This window comes from Speluncibacter jeojiensis (assembly GCF_029589495.1).
GTDB classification, from domain to species: domain Bacteria; phylum Actinomycetota; class Actinomycetes; order Mycobacteriales; family Mycobacteriaceae; genus Speluncibacter; species Speluncibacter jeojiensis.
Map to the genome: position 1 here is coordinate 1 of NZ_JAAIVF010000004.1, position 21212 is coordinate 21212.

A 21212-nucleotide genomic window follows, 5' to 3' on the forward strand; every position below is an offset into this window, starting at 1 on the left:
CTGCGCATCACCACCGCCCCCATCCCCGACCTCCGCGACACCGGCATCGACCACGACCTCGCCGACCTCATCGAACACACCATGGCCCGCGACCCGAAAGACCGCCCCGCCACCACCGAACTCACCCACCACCTCCGCCAACTCACCCACGAACACACCGGAGCGCGGGAGCCGACCGGCGAACTGCCCGCCGAGGGGCCGGGCCCCATGTCGGCGCCGGCGGAGTTCCCGGAGGAACTGACCAGTTTCGTCGGCCGCCGCAGCGAACTGACCGCCGTCCGCAACGCGCTCGGTACCAGCCGCCTGGTCACGCTCGCCGGCATCGGCGGAGTCGGCAAGACCCGCCTCGCGCTGCACACCGCGGCATCGGTGCGCCGGAACTACCCGGACGGCGTCTGGCTGGTCGAACTGGGCGAGGTCCGCTCCGCGTCGGTCGTCGTCGACGTGGTCGCCACGACACTCGGCGTGCGGGACTATGCGGGCAGGTCGCTGACCGAGGCGCTCGTCGACGCGTTGGCGCCGCGTACGACCCTGCTCGTGGTCGACAACTGCGAGCAGGTGATCGACGCGGTCGCCGAACTGTTCCAGGTGCTGTTGGCGCGCTGCCCGGACCTGCACGTACTGACCACCAGCCGCGAACCGCTCGGCCTGGGCGGCGAAACGGTGATCCGGGTGTCTCCGCTGACCACGCCGGACCCGGAGGCCGCGCCGTCGCTGCGCAGCGCCACCCGTTCCGACGCCGTGGCGCTGTTCGCAGAGCGTGCCGCCGCCGCCGTGCCGGGCTTCGAACTCACCGAGTCGAACACCGCCGTCGTGGCGCAGATCTGTGAACGTCTCGACGGGCTGCCGTTGGCGATCGAGCTGGCCGCGGCCCGGCTGCGCGCCCTGTCCCCGGAGCAGATCCTCGAACGGCTCACCGACCGCTACAAGCTGCTCACCCGCGGCAGCCGGGACTCGCCGCAGCGCCAGCAGACGCTGCGTTGGAGCATCGGCTGGAGCTACGAGCTGTGCACACCCGACGAGCAGCAACTGTGGCGCGAACTGTCCTTGTTCGCAGGCAGTTTCGACGTCGACGACGTGGAGCACGTGTGCAGCGACACCGGCGGACAGGATCTGCTCGACACGCTCGCTGCCCTGGTGGACAAGTCGGTGGTGCTGCGCGACGACGCCGGCGGACAGTCCTGTTTCCGGTTGCTCGACACCGTGCGCGAGTTCGGCCGCGAGAAGCTCGAGGACACCGACGCAGGCGCGGATCTGCGCCTGCGCCACCGGGACTGGTACCGCCGACTGGTCCGGGACGCGGCTGCCGACTGGATCGGCCCGCGTCAGCTCGAGTGGATCGCCCGCGTGCGCCGGGAGCTGCCCAACCTACGGCAGGCCTTCGAGTTCGCGCTCGCGCGGGAGGACGGCAGCGCACTGCTCATCGCCACGGCGCTGTACCCGTTCTGGATGGCGCGCGGGTTCTTCGCCGAGGGGCGGCGTTGGCTCGCCCGCGCGCTCGAGCAACCGCACCCGCAGCCGCCGGTCCTGCGTGCCCGGGCGCTCTACGCCGCCGCCATCCTGGCCGGGTTCCAGGGCGATCTGGTGGCCGCCGACGCCCGCACCGTCGAGGCCCGGTCGTTGGACGGCCCTTCGGCGGACCCGGCCACCCACGCCTTCGTCGCCATCACCGACGGGATCACCGCGTTCTTCGGCGGCGAACTGGATCGCGCCCGGATCCGCCTGGCGGACGCCGTGAACGCACCCGGCGTGTCCGGCGAGCCGCAACTACGGCTCGAAGCGTTGAGCCTGCTCGGCTGGGCGCACGTGGGCGACGGCACCGACCTGTCGCTGAAGTACCAGAGCCGGGCGCTGAATCTCGCTCAGGAGTACGGGGAGTTCGTGCACCGCGGATACTCACTGTGGGCCAACGGCGTGGACCTGTGGCGGGCCGGCGAGCCGAACCGGGCGGTGTTGCTGTTGGAGGAGGGCCTGCGCCTGACCCGCCGGACCGACGATCCGCTGATGGTGTTCACCTGCCTGCAGGCACTGGCCTGGGTGGCGGCCGGGCAGGGACACGCGCGCCGCGCGGCGATCATCATGGGATCCGCGGAGGCGCACCAGCGTCTCATCGGTTCCAATCCGGTGCTCTTCCCGAATCTGCTCGTCTACCAAGAGCAGTTCGACGCGACCGTCCGCGCGTCGCTGGACGCGGCGACGCTCGCCGAGGCCCAGCGGGAGGGCTCGGTGATGACCACCGGGTCCGCGATCGCCCATGCGCTCGGCGAGCGCGCCACCGTACCCTCCGCGCCGGCCGCGAAGGCGCAGACGAAGCTCACCAAGCGGGAACTGCAGGTCGCCGAGCTGATCGCAGAGGGGCTGACGAACAAGGCGATCGCCGGCCGGCTGGTCATCTCCCAGCGCACGGCGGAGGGCCACGTCGACCACATCCTGACCAAGCTGGACTTCACCTCTCGCGCGCAGGTCGCGGCGTGGGTCGTTGAGCAGCAGTCGACCACTCCCCCTGGAGATCCCACCGCATGACGGCGCTGTGACAACTCACCGAGTGACAACCCACCGAGTGACAGCCACCTGACCGTGGTCAACTCGGGGTCGGCGCGTTCCGGCTCCGTCGGCGCGAGGCTTCCGGTTCGGTTGACACTGCACGCAGTTCCGACAGTTGCTCGCGCAGCGCAGCCTCGGCGGTACGCGCCCGACCCGCCTCGACGCGAGAGCCTTCCAGTTCGTCGCGGAGCGCATCGACGCGGAGCCGGGCGTCGGCCGCGGCGCCGCGTTCATGCTCGACCGACTCCTCCAGCCGGGTGATCGTGGACGCTGTTGCGGCCGCGGCGTTCTCCGCGGCCGTCCGCAGATCCGCGATCCGCTGTTCGGACACCGCCGTGAACTGTGCGAGGTGCCGCGCCGCGGACTCGCCCTCGTCGTCGGCACGCCGTTCGGCCGCGGCCCGCGCGAGTTCGGCCGCCGTGGCCCGCTGCTCGGCCGCGGCCGCGCGCGCCTGCGACTCGCGTAGCTGCGCGCGCAGCGCCTCGATCTCCGCCGCCGAGGTGGACAGTCGGGAGTCGCGGTCCTGTTCCAGTGCCGCGATCTGCTCGGCGGTCTCCTCCATCCGGGTGCGGTGTGACCGCTCCAGATCCTCGATCGCGGTCCGGCGTTCGGCGGTGAGCCGCCCGACCTCATCGCGGTGGGCGGCGAGGCCGGCCGCCAGTTCGGCGTCGACCGCAGCGACTGCCGCGTCCGCGTTGGCGCGATCGTCGAGGGCGGCGTCGTGCCGGGCCCGAAGCTCCTTCAGCTCGGTTTCGTATGTGGCTTTCGCCTGAGCCAGTTCGAGGTTCGCGCGGTGCAGGGCGCTGTCGAGCGCCGCCGGGTCGGTGAGCCGCTCGACGGCCGCCGTGATCTGTCGTGCGGCGAGCGAGAACTGTTCGACCGCAGTCCCGGTGACGGCGCGCAGGTCGGTCAGCGTCCGCTCGAGGGTGCCGACCACCTCGCTCGGCGTGGCGGTCCCGACGGCGTCGATGTCGACCTGTTGCTCCCTGGCCTTCTGACGCGCGCGAAACGCACGCACCCGATCGGCGTCGCTGGCGTACTTGCGGGGCCGGCCGGGGCGCGGGCGCGGCGCGTCCCCATCGTCGACGGGATCGTCGACCGGAGCCGTTTTCGCCGCGGATTCGTTTGTCACCACGTTTTGAAACATTACCTGCCTTGTTACGTAATGCGTGTCGTAATGAAACGGCCGATCTTGATCGTCATAATCCCCACTTATGGTGAGTTGGTGGTCGCGCCTGATGCCTCACCGGAACGCCGGCGAGAACCCGACGCGGAACCGGCGTGGAAGGGGTGGGAACCGAATACGCCGGAAAGGGGCCGCAGCGGGCTGTAGGTCCTGGTCAGGTGCGGTCTGTCGCGACCGTTTCGGGTGTGGGTATGGTCATGCGGTCCGGGTGGTGATCTTGCTGGAGTGTCGGGTTGGCGTCGATCGATCGGACCGCATATCCGCGGTTCAAGCGGGTGGTGTCCGCCCACGAGCTGGCCGAGTCGTTCACCCCAACACCGGACGAGGTCGCGTGGGCACGCGGGAAGGCGCACAGCGATGCTCACCTGCTTGCCCTGGCGGTGCGGCTGAAGGCGTATCAGCGGCTCGGGTACTTCCCGAAGCTGCGTGACATCCCAGCCGTCGTCGTCGACACCGTGCGCGGGGTCCTCGACCTGCCCGACGAGGTGAGCCCGGAGACCGACGCGGACCGCACCGCGAAACGCCACCGCGGATTCGTCCGCGACTACCTGAGCGTGAAATACGAGGCGGCGAAGGTGCGGGCCGTCGCGGAACAGGCGATTCGCGCGGCAGTACAAACTAAGGACAACCCGGCCGACCTGATCAACGTGGCGCTCGAGGAACTGGTCCGGGCCCGCTGCGAACTCCCCGGTTACAGCACCCTCGATGCGATGGCCGCCACGATCCGCGCCGAGGTCAACGGCGAGTTCTTCGCGCTGGTGTCGGGGCGCCTGGGGTGGGCCGAGCGGACCCGGCTGGAGCGGCTGCTGGTGGTGGATCCGGCGACGCGGCGCAGCGAGTTCGACCGGATCAAAACCCCGGCGCGGGCGGCGACATTGGGCAACTTCAAAGAGCGCCTGGCACATGTGCAGGGGTTGGATGCGCTCGGCCCGACCGAGGCGTGGCTGCACGGTGTGCCGCCGGGCAAGGTCGCCCACTTCGCCGGGCAGGCGCAGCTCGCCGGCGTCGACGACATGCGCAAAACCGGCGAGGCCAAACGGATCACCCTGCTGGCCGCCCTGATCCATCAGCAACGAGTTCAGGCCCGCGACGAGGTGGTGACCATGTTCTGCAAACGCATGGCCGCCCTCCACAAGAAGGCCCGCGAGCGCCTCGAGGAACTGCGTGAGGCGCACCGCGCCGAGACCGAACGGCTGATCGGCGTGCTCGGCGACGTCCTCGCCGGCGCCCGCGAAGCAACCACAATCTCACCCGACCCGGACCCCGGCGACGTCCCGCCGCCGAGCGGGGGAACCGGTGTGGAAGGCACCGGCGTGGAGGGCGACGTCGCCGCGCGGGCCGGGCGGCTGCTACTCAAAACGCTCGAGTCCGCGGGCGGGCTCGAACAGCTGTCCGCCGCGCACGAGGCGGTCACGGCCTATCACGGCAACAACTATCTTCCGCTGCTGGAAGGGTTCTACCGCTCGCACCGCCCGGCACTGTTCACCCTGGTCGACGCCCTTCACCTGGTGTCCACGACCGCGGACCGCAGCGTGCTCGACGCGGTCGAGTTCATCCGCGCCAACCGCCACCGGCGCGGCGACTGGATCGAGCAGACCACCACTCACAACCGCGAAGGGCGAGCGCACACGACCGTGGTGGACGTCGACGCGTTCGCGAGCGTGCTGTGGCGCAAGGTGCTGCGCGATCGGACCCGGCCGGGGATGCTGTCGCGACGGCACCTGGAGGTGTGCGTGTTCTCCCACCTCGCGGCCGAGTTGCGGTCGGGCGATATCGCCGTGGTCGGGTCCGATTCCTACGCCGACCTGGGCGCGCAGTTGATGAGCTGGGACGAGTGCGCGCCGCTGGCCGCGCGGTTCTGCGAGCAGGCCGGCATCCCCACCGAAGCCGAGGCGCTGGTCGGGTTCTACCGGCGCCGGCTCGCCGCCGCTGCGGCCGAGGTTGATGCGGGCTATCCGGCGAACACCGATCTGGTGTTGGAGGACGGCAAACCGGTCCTCAAGCGCCGCAAGGGCACCGACCGGCGCCCGTCCGCGCTGGCCCTGGAGCAGGCGGTGCATCAGCGGCTGCCCGAACGCAGCCTGCTCGACATCCTCACCCGCGCCGCCTACCTGACCGGATGGCCGCGGCATTTGGGGCCGGCATCCGGGTCGGATCCGAAGATCCGCGGCGACGTGCTGGGCCGGTATGTGCTCACCGCCTACGCCTACGGCGCGAACCTCGGTGCGACCGAGGTGGCCCGGCACATGCGCGGCCAGGTCTCCGCTCACGAGCTGTATACCGCGGGCAACAAGCACTCCACCGCCGACAAGGTGCACCGCTGCTCGGCCGATGTGATTGGCGCCTTCACCACCTTGGATGTGGCCGGGGTGTGGGGCGACGGGCAGATCGTCGCCGTCGACGGGACGCAGATCGACACCTGGGAGAACAACCTGCTCGCCGAATCCCACATCCGCTACGGCGGCTACGGCGGGCTGGCGATGCGGTTCGTCTCCGACACCTACATCGCGCTGTTCTCCCATTTCGTGCCGTGCGGGGCGTGGGAAGCGGTGTTCATCGTCGACGGGTTGCTGCGCAACGAGTCCGACGTCCAACCCGACACCATCCACGCCGACACCCAGGGCCAGTCGCTTCCGGTGTTCGGGCTCGCCGCGCTGCTCGGGTTCGAGCTGCTGCCGCGGATCCGCAACTGGCACGACCTGAACTTCTACCGCCCCGACCCGGCCACCCGCTACTCACACATCGACTCCCTGTTCGGCGACGACGCCATCGACTGGGCACTGATCGCCCGGCACTGGACCGACCTGCTGCGCACCGCGATCTCCATCCGCGAGGGCCACATCTCGTCGGTGACGCTGCTGCGCCGGCTCGGCAACCACTCCCACAAGAACCGCCTGTACCGGGCATTCCGCGAACTGGGCCGGGTCATCAGGACCGTCACCTTGCTGCGGTACCTGTCCGAACCCGGACTGCGCGAGCAGATCACGGCGGTCACGAACAAGGCCGAGGCGTTCCACGGCTACGCGGAATGGTTGATGATCGGCGGCAAGCTCATCGGCCACAACGACCCCGACCACCAGGAACGGGTCGTGAAGTTCAACGAACTGCTGGCCAACTGCGCGATCTACTCGACCGCCCTGGACATCACCGACGTCGCCAACGGTCTCGCAGCCGAGGGCTATCCCGTCGACACCGACGACCTGGCCACCATCACCCCCTACATCACCCACAACATCCGCCGCATGGGCGACCTCGTGCTCAACCTCGCCCCGCCCGACCAGGCCCCTGCCACCCGGCTCGACCTGGCACCGCGAGTGCTGTTCGGGCAGCTCACGTGACCGCGCAGTCGGCGTTCGGCTCGGCACTTTCTGACTCGCGGCTTCCCAGCTGCTGTGCACACCGACGCCCCACTCGTGCCGGGCGGACGGATAGCTCAATGCGCTGACCTCGGCGCCAACCCCGCTCCAGGATTGTTTGAGAGGGGGTTGGCGCCTGCAAGGCCGCCTGGCCCTGGCCAGCGTGGGCGGCGATATCTCGACCACCAGCGCCGGCGTGGGTGGCGAGTTCTTTTCAGGACGGTGCGACCGGGCCTGTCTGCCAGGTCGCCTCGCCTTCCGGAGCGCCGCTGGACCCGCGCCGGCCAGTAGTTACATCACATTCTCGATCCCCAGGTCGCAGTCGGTCTTCACCAGCCATTCCGGGCTCCCTGATTGTCAGGGCTTTTGAAGGAATATTGATCGGATCTCCGATAGATTGATCGCCACCCATTCGTGGAGTTCAAAATCGGTGTCACCGGCGTCGTCCTGTCGGGTTAGAACAGCCTGAAATGACAGGGCATTGGGGGCATCGCATCCTTGGATGGAGAAGTGGGTGAGCGCTAGCCGACCGTCTACAGCGACCATAGGCACTGGAATCATGTGAACAGGTCCGACCCTTTCAATCACCTCGAGTATTGAGCCTTCTGTCAGGTCCCCTGCCAACAGAAGATCTCTCAGCCTCGTTTTGGCGAGGAGGGAAAGTTCCCGCTGGTTACGTTCATTGGCTGCCGCCAGAATCCTGTTAACCGTGTTCAATACTTGCTGATGGGAACGCTCTCGGCTAGCTGCTGTCTCGGACACATCCACCCCAGTCATTTCCGCCGTCGCCAGAAGTATACGCAGTGTAGATCGTAAAGTACGGCGCACCACGTGTGACAACGAATCCCTGGACCCCGGAGTTGATGTATCTTGTCTGATGCCCATCGCCCATGTCCGCGTCGGCCGGAACTCCGAAGATCAGCGCATTACTGGTGCACTTGAAGAAGTTCCTCCCGTCCTCATCCGAAATTTCATTCGGGTGTGAAAAATGCTTCGAAATATGGTTACGGAAATCCCCGCATTCGAGACGGTACTGACCGCCGTTGTAGAGCGCGAGATTCGCGTTGTCATCCACGATAATGTGTTGAACGCAGTCATCGAGAACGCTTGGGCCGGATGGCACACACCCGGTGATGTCCTGGCCGTGGCAATGGGAGTTGCCAGACACCGGAACCAGATTGGCCTGTACGGCGAGGGGGCCATGCTGGAACTGATGCACTACTCCGCCGATGTGGGCAGGGTCGCTCGTCATATCTGCCGTTGGATAACCATATGAGCTGCGTTCGTAGCCGACATTTGCCCATGCGTTCAATATGGGCTCAACAACGGGGTGTGCGCCGGTGGTCGGTGACCAGTAGATGACGCCGCGTTCGAACCGGTTCATCCTTCCCTGACCATCTGGCAGAACGGTCTCGTCTGACGTCGGGTATCCGAGCAGGCTACCTGGGCGTTCGGCCTGGACGGTGTTCCATTTGTCGCGGATGGCGCCGCCGATCGCGGCGCCGTTGACGGTCGAGACCGGATGCCAGTAGATCGCCCCGCCCTGGAACTCCTGTCGTCGGCCGACCCCGTCCGGGTTGACGATCTCGTCGGTCGTCGGGTACCTGAGGTAGCCGCCCTCCCAACCGAGCGATCCCCATTTGGTCATGAAGGAGTTCACAATCGGGTGCGCACCGGTGGCGGCGGACCAGTAGATGGGTCCGACCATGAATTCGCTGCGCTTGCCGGTGTTTCCGGGGTTGGTCAGCTCGGCGCTGATCGGATACTTCAGGAAGCTGTTCGGCCCACCGAGCGAGTTGTACTTGTCCTTGATCGCCCCGCACACCTCGTACGGTGCCGGCCAGTACGCCTGGCAGCCCGGCGCGACCAGCGGTGACACACCCGCACGGGTGGTGGACGTTTGCAGTCGGGCCTCCATGGTTTCAGCCTTGTCGGCATCGGCCTTGGTGAAGCCCTCGGGGATCTCCTCGCGGTCCGAGGGCACCGCCAGCTCGGAACTGCCGGCACCGGTGACGAACTGGCTCACCGACGCGGGTTGGCAGACCACCCCAACACTGCTTTGCCCAGATCACGCGTAGCCGAACTACGGCCCGCGGCCCCTTTCAGGCGTATTCGGTTCCCACCCCTGGAACAGTCGGATGTGTGCGCCGGTGACAATGCGACGGTGACGCGGCGAACCCACCGGGCGGTGCACCGCCGGATGTCACCGGCCGGCGGTATCGTCCCGGCGAACAGCCCGGGTGGCGACGACAACGGAGAAGCGACAACGGAAGAGGTGGCATGAGCGGGATGCCCGACGCGCCGGTGCGGCCGAGCGCCGTCCCGGACACACCGATGCCGGTCCCGCCCGAGGTCGTCGAGGCGATGCAGCGCCTGCGGGCCGAGTCGGTGTCCGCGAACACGCGGGCCGCGCAGATCAGCGACTGGACGATCTTCACCCGCTGGTGTGATCGCGTCGGCCGGCGACCGCTGCCGGCGGGCCCGGAACTGGTCGGCTGGTTCCTCACCGAGAAATCCACGGAGGTGCGGCCGGACGGGCGGCCTGCGTACGCGCCGTCGACGCTGACGCGATGGGTGGCGTCGATCAACACGATCCACTCGCTCGCCGGGCACCCGAAGCCGGGCCAGGCGCCGGCGGTGCGGGAGATCCTGCGGGGCATCGCCCGCACCCGCGCCACACCGCCCGCGCGCCGGGAACCGTTGCTGACCGAGGACGTGCGGACCATCGTCGAAGAGATGCGCGCACGGTCCTCGGCCGGATCCTGGCCGGACCGCGTCGCGGAGCGCCGGGACTCGGCACTGCTGCTGATCGGGCTGACCGGGGCGATGCGCCGTTCCGAGTTGGCCGGGCTTCTCGTCTCCGACGTCCGGCCCCACCGCGCCGACGGGCTGTACGTGACAATCCGCCGGTCGAAGACCGACCAGGCCGCCGCCGGGCGCACCGTCACCCTGCCCTACGGGGCGTCGTCGGCGACGTGCCCGGTCTGCGCGTACTGGCGGTGGCGGCAGGTCGTGGACGTGTGGGACGACACCGGACGCGGCGGTGTCTCGGCGCTACTGTCCGGTCCCACCGACGATCACACCGAGCACTGCTGCCGCGGCAGGGCCGGGACCTCGGAGTCGGTGGCGCGACCGCTGTTCCGGCGGGTACACCGCACCGGTGGAATCGGTACTTCTGCGCTGTCCGGCCAGGCGATCGCGTCGATGATCCAGCGGCGCGCACGGCAGGCCGGATACGCGGAAGAGTTCGTCGCGATGCTCGGCGGACACAGCCTGCGGGCCGGATTCGTCACCCAGGCAGTCCGCAACGCGGCCAGCGCCGAACAGATCATGACGCAGAGCGGGCACACCGACCAGCGGATGATCGCCCTCTACTCCCGCCAGCACGCGGGTCTGCACGGCAACGCCGTTACCGCACTCGGGCTCTAGGAACCGGGTCGGGCGATGCCGGTTTCACGCCGCCGTGACCGCAACCCCCACCGTCCCGCCGCGGCCGCGCCGGATCAGGCTGCCCTTCATCGTGATCCAGCCGAGGATGCCGTACTTGTGGGCGATCACCGAGCGGGCGCGATCACTGCCGGCGTCGTCGAGGATCGTCGCGGTGGCGTCGAGTTGCGGGCCCTTCGGATTGCCGCGCACGTCGCACACCCCGACCGTCACCCGTGGGGTGCGGCGGATCCGCTTGACCTTCCACGAGTCGGCGACGGTCCACAGCAGCATCGTGTCGCCGTCCATCGCCACCCACAGCGGCGTCGGCACGGCGGTACCGTCCTTGCGGAACGTGGTCAGCAGAACGTACTTCGCGGCGCCGATCTCGCCGAGCGTGGCAGTCATGCCCGTCAGCGTACGCACCGGCCGGCGTCGGCAGGACTGGACGGTGAACCCGGCAGATCATCGTCGGCGGCACCGGGTTTCGTGGTGCAATGTCGACAGGACCTGCGTCATAGGACTGCGCGACGTCATAGAACTGCGCTGCGTCCTAGAACTGCGCGACAAGGAGTGCACGGCATCATGGCTGCTCTCAAAGACCTGGCGACGGAGGAACGGCGCGACCTGGCCGACTTTCTCGACACCCTCACCGATGACGAGTGGACGCGGCCATCGCTGTGCCCGGGATGGTCGGTGCGCGACGTCGCGGGCCACGTGCCGAGCTACGACCTGCTCGGCTGGCCGGCGCTGCTGTCACTGTTCGCCCGCTCCGGGTTCTCGCTGAGCCGCTGCAATCAGGCCGGTGTCGACCGGAGCCGACGCCAGTCCACCGACGAACTGGTGGCCACGCTGCGCGCACATGCCGTGCCCCGGGGTGTCACGACGATGTTCGGCAGCGCCATCGCGCTCACCGATGCGGTGATCCACCACCAGGACATCCGCCGGGCGCTCGACCGACCACGGGTGGTGCCCGAGGAACGACTCGTCGCGGCCTTGGACTTCACGCCCCGCGCTCGCGCCCTGCCGGCCCCGGCGAACATCCGGGGACTTCGTGCGGTCGCGACCGACGTGGACTGGAGCCACGGCACCGGGCCCGAGGTACGCGGCCCGGGCGAGGCGATCCTCGTCGCCCTCGCGGGCCGCGAGTCGGGCCTGGCGGACCTGACCGGTCCGGGTCTGGACATCCTGGCGGCGCGCCTGCGGCGATGACCGCCGCGGCGCACTACGCCTACTCGCCCTCGAGTTCCCCCTCGGTCTCCAGGTACGCCTGCCGCAACGCGTCCAGCGTCGCCTGCTCCGGAGCCTCCCACATCTTGCGCTCGACCGCCTCCAGCAAACGCTCGGCGATGCCGTGCAGCGCCCACGGGTTCGACTCGGCCATGAACGCGCGGTTCTGCTCGTCGAGCACGTAGGTCTCGGTGAGCTTCTCGTACATCCAGTCGGCGACGACGTTGGTGGTGGCGTCGTAGCCGAACAGGTAGTCGACGGTCGCGGCCATCTCGAACGCGCCCTTGTAGCCGTGCCGGCGCATCGCTTCGAGCCAGCGCGGGTTGATCACGCGGGCCCGGAACACCCGGGTGGTCTCCTCGGACAGGGTGCGGGTGCGCACCGCGTCCGGGCGGGTGCTGTCGCCGATGTATGCCTCCGGATCCTTTCCGGTCAGCGCGCGGACGGTGGCGACCATGCCGCCGTGAAACTGGAAGTAGTCGTCGGAGTCGGCGATGTCGTGCTCACGGGTGTCGGTGTTCTTGGCGGCCACCGCGATCCGCCGGTAGGCGGTGCGCATGTCGTCGCCGGCGGGAACACCGTCTAGCCCGCGGCCGTAGGCGAAGCCCCCCCACGCGGTGTAGACCTGCGCGAGGTCGGCGTCGTCGCGCCAGTTCTTCGAGTCGATCAACTGCAGCAGCCCGGCCCCGTAGGTGCCGGGCTTGGACCCGAAGATCCGGGTGGTGGCCCGGCGTTCGTCGCCGTGCTCGGCGAGGTCGGCCTGCGCGTGGGCGCGCACGTAGTTGTCGTCGGCCGACTCGTCGAGTCCTGCAACCAACCGGACCGCGTCGTCGAGCAGCGCGAGCACGTGCGGGAACGCGTCGCGGAAGAACCCGGAGATGCGCACGGTGACGTCGATGCGGGGACGGCCCAGCTCGGCGAGCGGGATCGGCTCGAGCCCGGTGACCCGGCGCGACGCCTCGTCCCACACCGGCCGGACACCGAGCAGCGCAAGGACTTCGGCGATGTCGTCGCCGGAGGTGCGCATCGCCGAGGTGCCCCACACCGACAGCCCCACCGACGTCGGGTACTCACCGTGGTCGGCGAGGTAGCGCTGCACCAGCGAGTCGGCCATCGCCTGACCGGTCTCCCACGCCAGCCTCGACGGCACCGCCTTCGGGTCCACCGAGTAGAAGTTGCGGCCGGTCGGGAGCACGTTGATCAGCCCGCGCAGCGGCGAGCCCGACGGTCCGGCGGCGATGAACCCGCCGTCGAGGGCGTGCAGCACCTGCGCGATCTCGCTGGAGGTCTGCCGCAGCCGCGGCACCACCTCGGTGGCGGCGAACCGCAGGATCTGCCGCACGGTGTCGTCCTCGTGCAGGCCGTCGGCGGCCGCGGGATCCCAATCGGCCTTGGCCATCGCGGCGACCAGCGCGTGCGCCTGCGCCTCGATCTCGTCGACGCGGGTGCGGTTCTCGGTGCCGTCGACCCCGACACCGGACTCGCTCAGGCCCAGCGCCTCCCGCAGGCCCGGGACGGACCGCTCGCCGCCCGACATCTGCTTGGCGCGCAGCATCGCGAGCACCAGGTCGACCTCCGCCTCGCCCTGCGGCGCAGAACCGAGGATGTGCAGGCCGTCGCGGATCTGCACGTCCTTGATCTCGCACAGCCAGCCGTCGACGTGCAGCAGCATGTCGTCGAACACGTCCTCCTCGGGGCGCTCGGCCAGGCCCAGGTCGTGGTCCATCTTGGCGGCGCGCATGAGCGTCCAGATCTGCTGACGGATCGCCGGCAGCTTGGCCGGGTCGAGTGCGGAGATGTTGGAGTGCTCGTCGAGCAGTTGCTCGAGCCGGGCGATGTCGCCGTAGGACTCGGCGCGCGCCATCGGCGGGATGAGGTGGTCGACGAGGGTGGCGTGCGCGCGACGCTTGGCCTGGGTGCCCTCGCCGGGGTCGTTGACCAGGAACGGGTAGATCAGCGGCAGGTCGCCGAGCGCGGCGTCGGTGCCGCAGGATGCGGACATGCCGAGCGTCTTGCCGGGCAGCCATTCGAGGTTGCCGTGCTTGCCCAGGTGCACCAGCGCGTCGGCCCCGAAACCCCCGTCCGCGGTGGCGGCGGCGAGCCACCGATAGGCGGCCAGGTAGTGGTGGCTCGGCGGCAGATCCGGGTCGTGGTAGATCGCGACCGGGTTCTCGCCGAAGCCGCGCGGCGGCTGCACCATGATCACCACGTTGCCGAATTGCATTGCCGCGATGACGATCTCGCCGTCCCGGTCACCGGAACGGTCGACGTACAGCTCGCCGGGGGCCTGGCCCCAGTGCCGCTCGACGCCCTCGCGCAGCTCGGCGGGCAGCGTGGCGAACCAGCTGCGGTAGCGGGCGGCGGAGATGCGGATCGGGTTGCCCTCGAGCTGGTCGGCGGTGAGCCAGTCGGCGTCCTGGCCGCCGCGGGCGATGAGCGCGTGGATGAACGCGTCGCCGTCGCCCTCCGCCAGGCCGGGGATCGAGTCGGGGCCGTCGGACGGACCGATGTCGTATCCGGCGGTGCGCATCTCGCTCAGCAGGGCCAGCGCGCTGGCGGGGGTGTCCAGGCCGACCGCGTTGCCGATGCGGGCGTGCTTGGTCGGGTAGGCCGAGAGCATCAGCACGACGCGGCGCTCGGCGGGCGGGATGTGCCGCAGCCGGGCGTGCCGCACGGCGATGCCGGCGACCCGGTCGGCCCGCTCGGCGTCGGGCACGTAGGCGCTCAGCCCGTCGGCGTCGATCTCCTTGAACGAGAACGGCACGGTGATGATGCGCCCGTCGAACTCCGGGACCGCGACCTGGCTGGCGACGTCCATCGGCGAGAGGCCGTCATCGCTCTCGGCCCACTGGTCGCGGCCGGTGGTCAGGCACAGGCCCTGCAGGATCGGCACATCCAGCGCGGCGAGCGCGGTGACGTCCCACGCCTCGTCGTCGCCGCCGGCCGACGCGTTCGCCGGCTTGGTGCCACCGGCCGCCAGCACGGTGACCACCAGCGCGTCGGCGACGCCGAGGGTCTCGAGCAGTTCCGGCTCGGCGGTCCGAAGCGAGGCGCAGAAGATCGGCATCGGCCGGCCGCCGGCGCGTTCGATCGCCTCGCACAGCGCCTCGACGTAGCCGGTGTTGCCGGCCAGGTGCTGGGCCCGGTAGTAGAGCACGGCGACCGTCGGCCCTTCGACGGCAGCGAGGTCCCGATCGAGGTGACCCCAGCTGGGGGTGTGCACGGGCCCGCCGAACCCATGGCCGGTCAGCAGCACCGTGTCGGACAGGAACGCGTGGAGCTGGCCGAGGTTCTCGGCGCCACCCTCGGCCAGGTAGTTGTGCGCCTCCGCGGCCACACCGGCCGGCACCGTCGAGCACTCCATGAGCTCGGCGTCGGGGGCGAGTTCGCCGCCGAGGACGACTGTCGGGATACCGGACGCGAGCACGGCGTCCAGCCCGTCCTCCCAGGCGCGACGACCGCCGAGGATGCGGACGATCACCAGGTCGACGCCACCCAGCAGGCCGGGCAGGTCGTCGACGAGCAGGCGCGCCGGGTTGCCCCAGCGGTAGTCGGCACCGCTCGCACGCGCGCTGAGCAGGTCGGTGTCGGAGGTCGAGAGCAGCAGGATCACGAGCAGGGCCTCCCCGGGGTCCGCGCCCCTTGGTCAGTGGTCATGGTCGGCAGCACAGGGGTCTGGCTTCACAGTGGCGGGACCGCGCCGGAATCGCACCGGTCTTCCCGTGAGCTGCCGTCGACGATGCTATCGGCCCTCCCTACCCTGGAGCACATGGTGTCCCCCGGTCCACGCTCCCGTACCCGCGCCGACGCCTGCCCGGGCGCACTGTCGGTGCACCAGGCGGCGGACGGGGCACTGGCGCGGCTGCGGGCGCCCGGCGGGCTGCTCACCCCCGAGCAGGTGCAGTTGCTGGGTACGGCGGCGGCCGAACTCGGCGACGGCGCGGTCGAGCTGACCTCACGCGGCAACGTGCAGTTACGCGCGGTCACCGACCCGGACGAGCTGGCGCGACGGCTGGTCGCGGGCGGACTGCTGCCGTCGCTCACGCACGAGCGGGTGCGCAACTACCTGGTCTCCCCGCTGACCGGGCGGGTCGGGGGCGTGGTCGATGTGCGCGGATGGGTCGGCGAGCTGGACCGGCGGCTGTGCGCCGACGAGCGGCTCGCCGGATTGCCCGGCCGGTACCTTACGTCGTTCGACGACGGACGCGGCGACGTTTCGCCGCTGGCCGCGGACGTCGGCATCCACGTCGTCGACGCGGCGCGGGTGGCGGTGCTCGTCGCCGGCCGCGACCACGGGATCCGGGTGGGCCACGACCGAGCGGTCGACGCGGTGCTGGCGGCCGCGCACCTGTTCCTGGATCTGCGGTCGAACCAGTGGCGCATCGCCGAGTTGGCGGGCGGTGGCGCCGAGCTGGCGACGGCGTTGGCCGCACAGCTGGCCGTCCGACTCGACGATCCGGGCACGGACCAGATCGCCGGGCGCATCGAACTGCGCACCGACGGGCGTCCGCCGATCGGCTGGTTCGACCACGACTGTGCCGTCGCGCCCGGTGCTGCCACCCCCGGGGCCGTGACTCTGGGTGCAGCGGTCCCGCTGGGGCGGGTGTCGGCGCGGCTGTGCGAGTTCCTGGCCGCGACCGAACGGCCGATCGTCGTCACCCCATGGCGCACGCTGCTGATCTGTGACCTCGACGACTGGTCCGCCGAGCAGGTGGTCCGGGTGCTCGCGCCGATGGGGCTGGTGTTCGACGAGAACTCGCCGTGGACGCGGGTCAGCGCCTGTGCCGGCCGTCCCGGTTGCGCGAAGGCACTCGCCGACGTGCGCGTCGATGCGTCTGCTGCCGTCTCGACCCGGCTGCTGCCCGACGGCGCCGCGCTCGGCGACGGTGAGCTGGTTCACTTCGCAGGATGCGAGCGGCGCTGCGGGCGACCGCGCGGCGAGGTGACCGACGTGGTCGCCACCGGCTCCGCCTATCGTGTGGACCGTGACCCAGCACCATCCGACCCCACCGAGCCGTGAGTATCTGCGCGACGGCGCCGAGATCTACCGGCAGTCGTTCGCGACGATCCGCGCCGAGGCGGACCTGACCCGCTTCCCCGAGGACGTCTCCCGGGTCGTCGTGCGGATGATCCACGCCAGCGGGCAGGTGAGCCTGGCCGGGGACATCGGGTTCACCGAGGACGCGGTCCGGTCGGGCCGCGCGGCCCTCGAGGCCGGCGCCCCGGTGCTGTGCGACGCGAACATGATCGCCGCGGGCATCACCTGCAAGCGGCTGCCCGCCGACAACGAGGTGCGGTGCACGCTGTCCGCGCCCGGCGTCGCGGAGCTGGCCGAGAAGCTGGGCACCACCCGATCGGCGGCCGCGCTGGAGCTGTGGGGCGAGCGTCTCGGCGGCGCGGTCGTGGCCATCGGCAACGCGCCCACCGCACTGTTCCATCTGCTCGACATGATCGACCGCGGCGCACCGAAGCCGGCGGCGATCGTCGGCGGTCCGGTCGGCTTCATCGGCGCGGCCGAGTCCAAGGAGGAGCTGATCACCCGCGGCACACTGCCGTACCTGGTGGTGCGTGGTCGTCGCGGCGGCAGCGCCATCACCGTCGCCGCCGTGAATGCGATTGCGAGCGTGGTGGAATGAGCGGCAAACTGTGGGGCATCGGGCTGGGCCCGGGCGATCCCGAACTGGTGACGGTCAAGGCCGCGCGGCTGATCGGCGAGGCCGACGTGGTCGCGTATCACAGTGCGCGGCACGGCCGCAGCATCGCGCGGTCGGTCGCCGCGCCGTACCTGCGCGACGGCCAGATCGAGGAGAAGCTGGTCTACCCGGTCACCACCGAGACCACCGATCATCCCGGCGGCTATCAGGGCGCCATCGACGAGTTCTATGCCGCGGCGTCGGATCGGCTTGCCGCACACCTGGAAGCGGGCCGCACGGTCGCGCTGCTCGCGGCCGGTGATCCGCTCTTCTACAGCTCGTACATGCACATGCACAAGCGGCTGGCGGAGCGGTTCGACGCCGAGGTCGTCCCCGGCATCACCTCGGTCAGCGCGGCCTCGGCCGCCTTGGCGACCCCGCTCGTCGAGCGCGACGAGGTACTCACGGTGCTGCCCGGCACGCTGCCGACCGAGGAACTCACCCGGCGACTCGCCGGCACCGACGCGGCGGTCGTGATGAAGCTCGGCCGCACCTATCCGGCGGTGCGTGAGGCGCTGGAGCGGTCTGGCCGGCTCGACGAGGCCTCGTACGTGGAGCGGGCCAGCACCGACCGTCAGCGGGTGCTGGCCGCGTCGGAGGTCGCCGACGACGAGGTGCCGTACTTCTCGATCGCGGTGGTGCCGAGCCCGTCGAACCGGGCCGAACGCGCGGTCGCCTCGGAGGAGGTGTCGGGCAGCGTCGCGGTGGTCGGGCTCGGCCCCGGCTCGCACGAGTGGACGACGCCGGAGGTCCGGCGGGTGCTGGCGCAGGCCACCGACTTCGTCGGCTACGAGCCGTATCTGGACCGGGTGGCGATGGCGCCGCACCAGCGCCGGCACGCCTCCGACAACCGGGTCGAGGCCGAGCGCGCCGCGATGGCGCTGGACATGGCCAAGCGCGGCGCCCGGGTGGTCGTCGTGTCGTCGGGCGATCCGGGCGTGTTCGCGATGGCGGCGGCGGTGCTCGAGGTGGCCGCCGAGGAGCAGTGGCGCGACGTGCCGGTGCGGGTGTATCCGGGCATGACGGCGGCCAATGCGGTCGCCAGCCGGGTCGGCGCCCCGCTCGGGCACGACTACGCGGTGATCTCGCTGTCCGATCGGCTCAAGCCGTGGGAGGTGGTGTCGCAGCGGCTCGCGGCCGCCGCGTCGGCCGACCTGGCGATCGCCATCTACAACCCGAAGTCGAAGTCGCGCACCTGGCAGGTCGGCGCGATGCGTGACCTGCTGCTCGAGCACCGCTCCCCCGACACCCCGGTCATCATCGGCCGCGATGTCGCCGGCCCGCGTGAGCAGGTCACGGTGGTGCGGTTGGCGGATCTGGATCCCGACGCAGTCGACATGCGGTGTCTGCTGATCATCGGCTCGTCGATGACGCAGGTGGTCGAGCATGCGGACGGCACGCGGGTGTTCACGCCGCGGCACTATCCGGGGTGACGGACGGGCCTGTCAGGACTGGGGATCGGGTGACGGGATCGAGCCGATGCGACTGAGCGGCAACACGATCCAACGGGCCTTGCCGATGATGTCGGACGCGGCGACGCACCCCGAGTTCACGTCACCCATGTGGTAGCGCGAATCCTGCGAGTTCGTGCGGTTGTCGCCCATCACCCAGACGTGACCTGGCGGGACGTGCACGGGTCCGAAATACGGTCCTTGGCAGGGCGATTCCGCACCGGGCAACGGTGACGGCGGGTTCTTCCGGTAGGGCTCGTCGAGGAGCTTTCCGTCGACCACCACGCCCTTGTCTCCGGGCAGGCACCGGACTGTCTGACCACCGATGGCGATCACCCGCTTCACCAGGTCGAACTCGTCGGGCGGGACGAGGCCGACGAACGAACCGAGGTTCTGCAGCCCGCGAACGAACGTGTTCGGGGAGCGGTTGGTGGCGTGCGGTTCGTCCCAGGACGGCGGGCCCTTGAACACCACGACATCGCCGGGGCGCGGATTTCCGAATCGATAGGTGAGCTTGTCCACGACGATGCGGTCGCCGGTGCAGCCGGGGCACCCGTGCAAGGTGGTCTCCATCGACTGAGACGGGATCAGGTAGATCCTGGCGACAAAGGTCTGCAGCAACACGCTCAGCGCTATCGCCACGACGACCAGGATGCCGACTTCGCGCAGCCTCCGCGCCAGACGTCTGTTCCTGCTCGCCCCCGCCTCACCTGTCACCCGATCAGATTAGCCAGGAAGCCGGCGATCGACCCGACGGGCATCGTCGGCCCCCGAGAGTTCGACTACTGCAACCTCTTCACCGAACCGAACCCCGTCCGGGCGCGAGGGTCCTTCGGTGCCAGGCTCGCGCCGGTGTCCACGTCGGCCGATGTCTCGCACAACATCACCGAACTCGCGTTGCGGCGGCTTGGCGGTATCGGTGGTCGACTGTCCGTGTGAGCGCGACCGTCGACCTCATCGCTACTGTCACCGAGACCTGCACGGCCGCGTTGACGCCGTATGCCGACCGCGACTGGCGGTCGCTTCCCGCCGCAGATCTGCGGTGGACCTGCTGGGACACCGCGCTGCACATCGCGGATGACCTCTATTTCCATGCGGTGCACCACGGCGCTCTGTTGACTGGCGTTGTTCAGGCCACCGACGACTCCGTTCGAGCCTTCCACGCCTATGGCCTGTCCGATCCGACGGGATTTGCCGCCATGGCCGTCACTGAAGTGCTGATCCACACCTACGACATGGTCCGCGGTCTCGACCATGGCAATTCCTGGCGGCCGCCGGCCGACCTCGCCGACGCGGTGCTGCCCATACTCTTTCCCGATGCCCCGCCGGGCGACCCGCCGGAAGTGCTGCTCTACTGCTGTGGACGAATCGCGCTCGGCGACCTGCCGGGGCAGCACGACTGGCGATGGCACGTCCAAATCCCGACCTGATTCCCCAGCACGCGAAGCGGTCTCACCACCGTTCTCAAATCCGCATCACTGTCGGCACCATCCGGCAGACTCGAACGCATGAGCGAATCAAGGGTGCGTGGCACGGCGGAGACGTCGTTGGGTGCCCTCGTGGTTGCCGAACTACGTGAGCAGTTGCTCGCTGCGGACGAGTCGGAGAATCAGGCGCACGCAAAACGCGTTCTGGCCGCGTATCACTGGTCACGGTCGATCATCCGCACACAGCAACTCGCCGGCGTTCCCCGTGAGCGGGCCGAGCGTCTCGCGGTCTCCGAGGTCGCTGTCGCCCTGACGTGCTCGACCACCATCGCCACCAAGTACATCGACCTCGGGTGGGCCCTGGTCACCCTGCTGCCGTTCACCATCGAACGCAGCTACGCCGAATACCTCAGTCGCGGAAATCCGGAGCCGGCGGAACCACCGGCCGACCCACCACCGTCCGGACCACCGCCGACCACACACCAACCACCCCCGGACAATCCCCTCGCCGCTGCGCTCGGCACACCCATCACCTTCGGGCGCACGTGTCGTGCGCCGCGGATTCCGCGAGGATCGATGCTGTTCTCTGCGGGCCGCCGACTCCAACCCGTGTACGGCGACGGCGCAATCTATCCGCAATCGAAGCAGCCCTCGCCGCTGATCCCACACTTGCGCAGGGCATCTGCCCCGATGGTCACGGCAGTCACGATTCGCCACCCGACGGCGCACTGACCTATCGCCCCGACGCCGCCACGGCCAGGGCTGTTCGCGCCCGCGACGGGCATTGCCGTCACCCCGGATGCACGGTCCCGGCCCGGAGGTGCGAACTCGACCACATCGTGCCGTTCGACCACCACGATCCCCGCCGCGGGGACTGGACGCCTGCGAATCAACCCACG

Annotated in this window: 14 protein-coding genes; 9 read left to right on the forward strand and 5 right to left on the reverse strand. The window is 69.8% G+C overall.

Annotation, left to right across the window (positions count from 1 at the left end):
* Positions 1-2523 (forward strand): ATP-binding protein (locus G4X40_RS13265; RefSeq protein WP_277833119.1); only part of this gene is annotated, 2523 nt, incomplete at its 5' end.
* A gap of 58 nt (positions 2524-2581) precedes the next feature.
* Here the strand turns inward: G4X40_RS13265 and G4X40_RS13270 are convergent.
* A complete protein-coding gene (locus G4X40_RS13270) occupies positions 2582-3679 on the reverse strand; it encodes a coiled-coil domain-containing protein (RefSeq protein WP_277833121.1) in 1098 nt (365 codons plus the stop codon).
* Between the two features lie 284 nt (positions 3680-3963).
* Between G4X40_RS13270 and G4X40_RS13275 the strand changes: the two genes are divergently transcribed.
* Entirely contained in the window at positions 3964-7068 is a 3105-nt protein-coding gene (locus G4X40_RS13275) for a Tn3 family transposase (protein ID WP_277833124.1), read from the forward strand.
* A gap of 760 nt (positions 7069-7828) precedes the next feature.
* Here the strand turns inward: G4X40_RS13275 and G4X40_RS13280 are convergent.
* Positions 7829-9112 (reverse strand): LGFP repeat-containing protein, encoded by a 1284-nt coding sequence (locus G4X40_RS13280; RefSeq protein WP_277833127.1) that lies wholly within the window; start codon positions 9110-9112, stop codon positions 7829-7831.
* 254 nt (positions 9113-9366) lie between these two features.
* Here G4X40_RS13280 and G4X40_RS13285 point away from each other — a divergent pair, with 254 nt between their 5' ends.
* Positions 9367-10515, forward strand: coding sequence for a site-specific integrase (locus G4X40_RS13285; protein WP_408642203.1), 1149 nt, complete (start codon positions 9367-9369; stop codon positions 10513-10515).
* Positions 10516-10539: 24 nt separating this feature from the next.
* On the opposite strand, the gene G4X40_RS13290 is transcribed toward G4X40_RS13285, so the two are convergent.
* Complete coding sequence (locus G4X40_RS13290; RefSeq protein ID WP_277833130.1) at positions 10540-10920, reverse strand: PPOX class F420-dependent oxidoreductase; 381 nt, start codon at positions 10918-10920, stop codon at positions 10540-10542.
* Positions 10921-11097: 177 nt separating this feature from the next.
* On the opposite strand from G4X40_RS13290, the gene G4X40_RS13295 reads away from it, so the two are divergent.
* Positions 11098-11724 (forward strand): maleylpyruvate isomerase family mycothiol-dependent enzyme, encoded by a 627-nt coding sequence (locus G4X40_RS13295; RefSeq protein ID WP_277833132.1) that lies wholly within the window; start codon positions 11098-11100, stop codon positions 11722-11724.
* Between the two features lie 19 nt (positions 11725-11743).
* Here the strand turns inward: G4X40_RS13295 and cobN are convergent, their stop codons facing one another.
* Entirely contained in the window at positions 11744-15355 is a 3612-nt protein-coding gene (gene cobN, locus G4X40_RS13300) for a cobaltochelatase subunit CobN (RefSeq protein WP_277833135.1), read from the reverse strand.
* Positions 15356-15511: 156 nt separating this feature from the next.
* On the opposite strand from cobN, the gene cobG reads away from it, so the two are divergent.
* From cobG to cobJ, 3 genes are read left to right on the forward strand one after another with little or no spacing between them, the layout of a single operon-like run.
* Positions 15512-16762, forward strand: a complete 1251-nt coding sequence (gene cobG / locus G4X40_RS13305; RefSeq protein WP_277833136.1) for a precorrin-3B synthase — start codon at positions 15512-15514, stop codon at positions 16760-16762.
* Positions 16728-17378 carry a precorrin-8X methylmutase gene (locus G4X40_RS13310; protein ID WP_277833137.1) on the forward strand — a complete coding sequence of 217 codons (651 nt, stop codon included), beginning with the start codon at positions 16728-16730 and terminating at the stop codon, positions 17376-17378. The genes cobG and G4X40_RS13310 overlap by 35 nt, the downstream gene beginning before the upstream one ends.
* Positions 17375-18868 (forward strand): precorrin-3B C(17)-methyltransferase, encoded by a 1494-nt coding sequence (cobJ, locus tag G4X40_RS13315; protein WP_277833140.1) that lies wholly within the window; start codon positions 17375-17377, stop codon positions 18866-18868. The genes G4X40_RS13310 and cobJ overlap by 4 nt, the downstream gene beginning before the upstream one ends.
* A 12-nt stretch (positions 18869-18880) precedes the next feature.
* Here the strand turns inward: cobJ and lepB are convergent, their stop codons facing one another.
* Positions 18881-19603: a signal peptidase I gene (lepB, locus tag G4X40_RS13320; protein WP_277833143.1), complete on the reverse strand. Its 723-nt coding sequence runs from the start codon at positions 19601-19603 to the stop codon at positions 18881-18883.
* Positions 19604-19821: 218 nt separating this feature from the next.
* Between lepB and G4X40_RS13325 the strand changes: the two genes are divergently transcribed.
* Complete coding sequence (locus tag G4X40_RS13325; protein WP_277833144.1) at positions 19822-20316, forward strand: hypothetical protein; 495 nt, start codon at positions 19822-19824, stop codon at positions 20314-20316.
* Between the two features lie 78 nt (positions 20317-20394).
* Positions 20395-21045 (forward strand): hypothetical protein, encoded by a 651-nt coding sequence (locus G4X40_RS13330; protein ID WP_277833145.1) that lies wholly within the window; start codon positions 20395-20397, stop codon positions 21043-21045.
* Positions 21046-21212: the final 167 nt, after the last annotated feature.

Bases quoted from the DNA above. Each gene is read 5' to 3' on its own strand.
- cobG (WP_277833136.1), top strand. From the start codon at position 15,512: ATGGTGTCCCCCGGTCCACGCTCCCGTACCCGCGCCGACGCCTGCCCG.
- G4X40_RS13290 (WP_277833130.1), bottom strand. From the start codon at position 10,920: ATGACTGCCACGCTCGGCGAGATCGGCGCCGCGAAGTACGTTCTGCTG.
- cobJ (WP_277833140.1), top strand. From the start codon at position 17,375: ATGAGCGGCAAACTGTGGGGCATCGGGCTGGGCCCGGGCGATCCCGAA.
- G4X40_RS13285 (WP_408642203.1), top strand. From the start codon at position 9,367: ATGAGCGGGATGCCCGACGCGCCGGTGCGGCCGAGCGCCGTCCCGGAC.
- G4X40_RS13295 (WP_277833132.1), top strand. From the start codon at position 11,098: ATGGCTGCTCTCAAAGACCTGGCGACGGAGGAACGGCGCGACCTGGCC.
- G4X40_RS13330 (WP_277833145.1), top strand. From the start codon at position 20,395: ATGAGCGAATCAAGGGTGCGTGGCACGGCGGAGACGTCGTTGGGTGCC.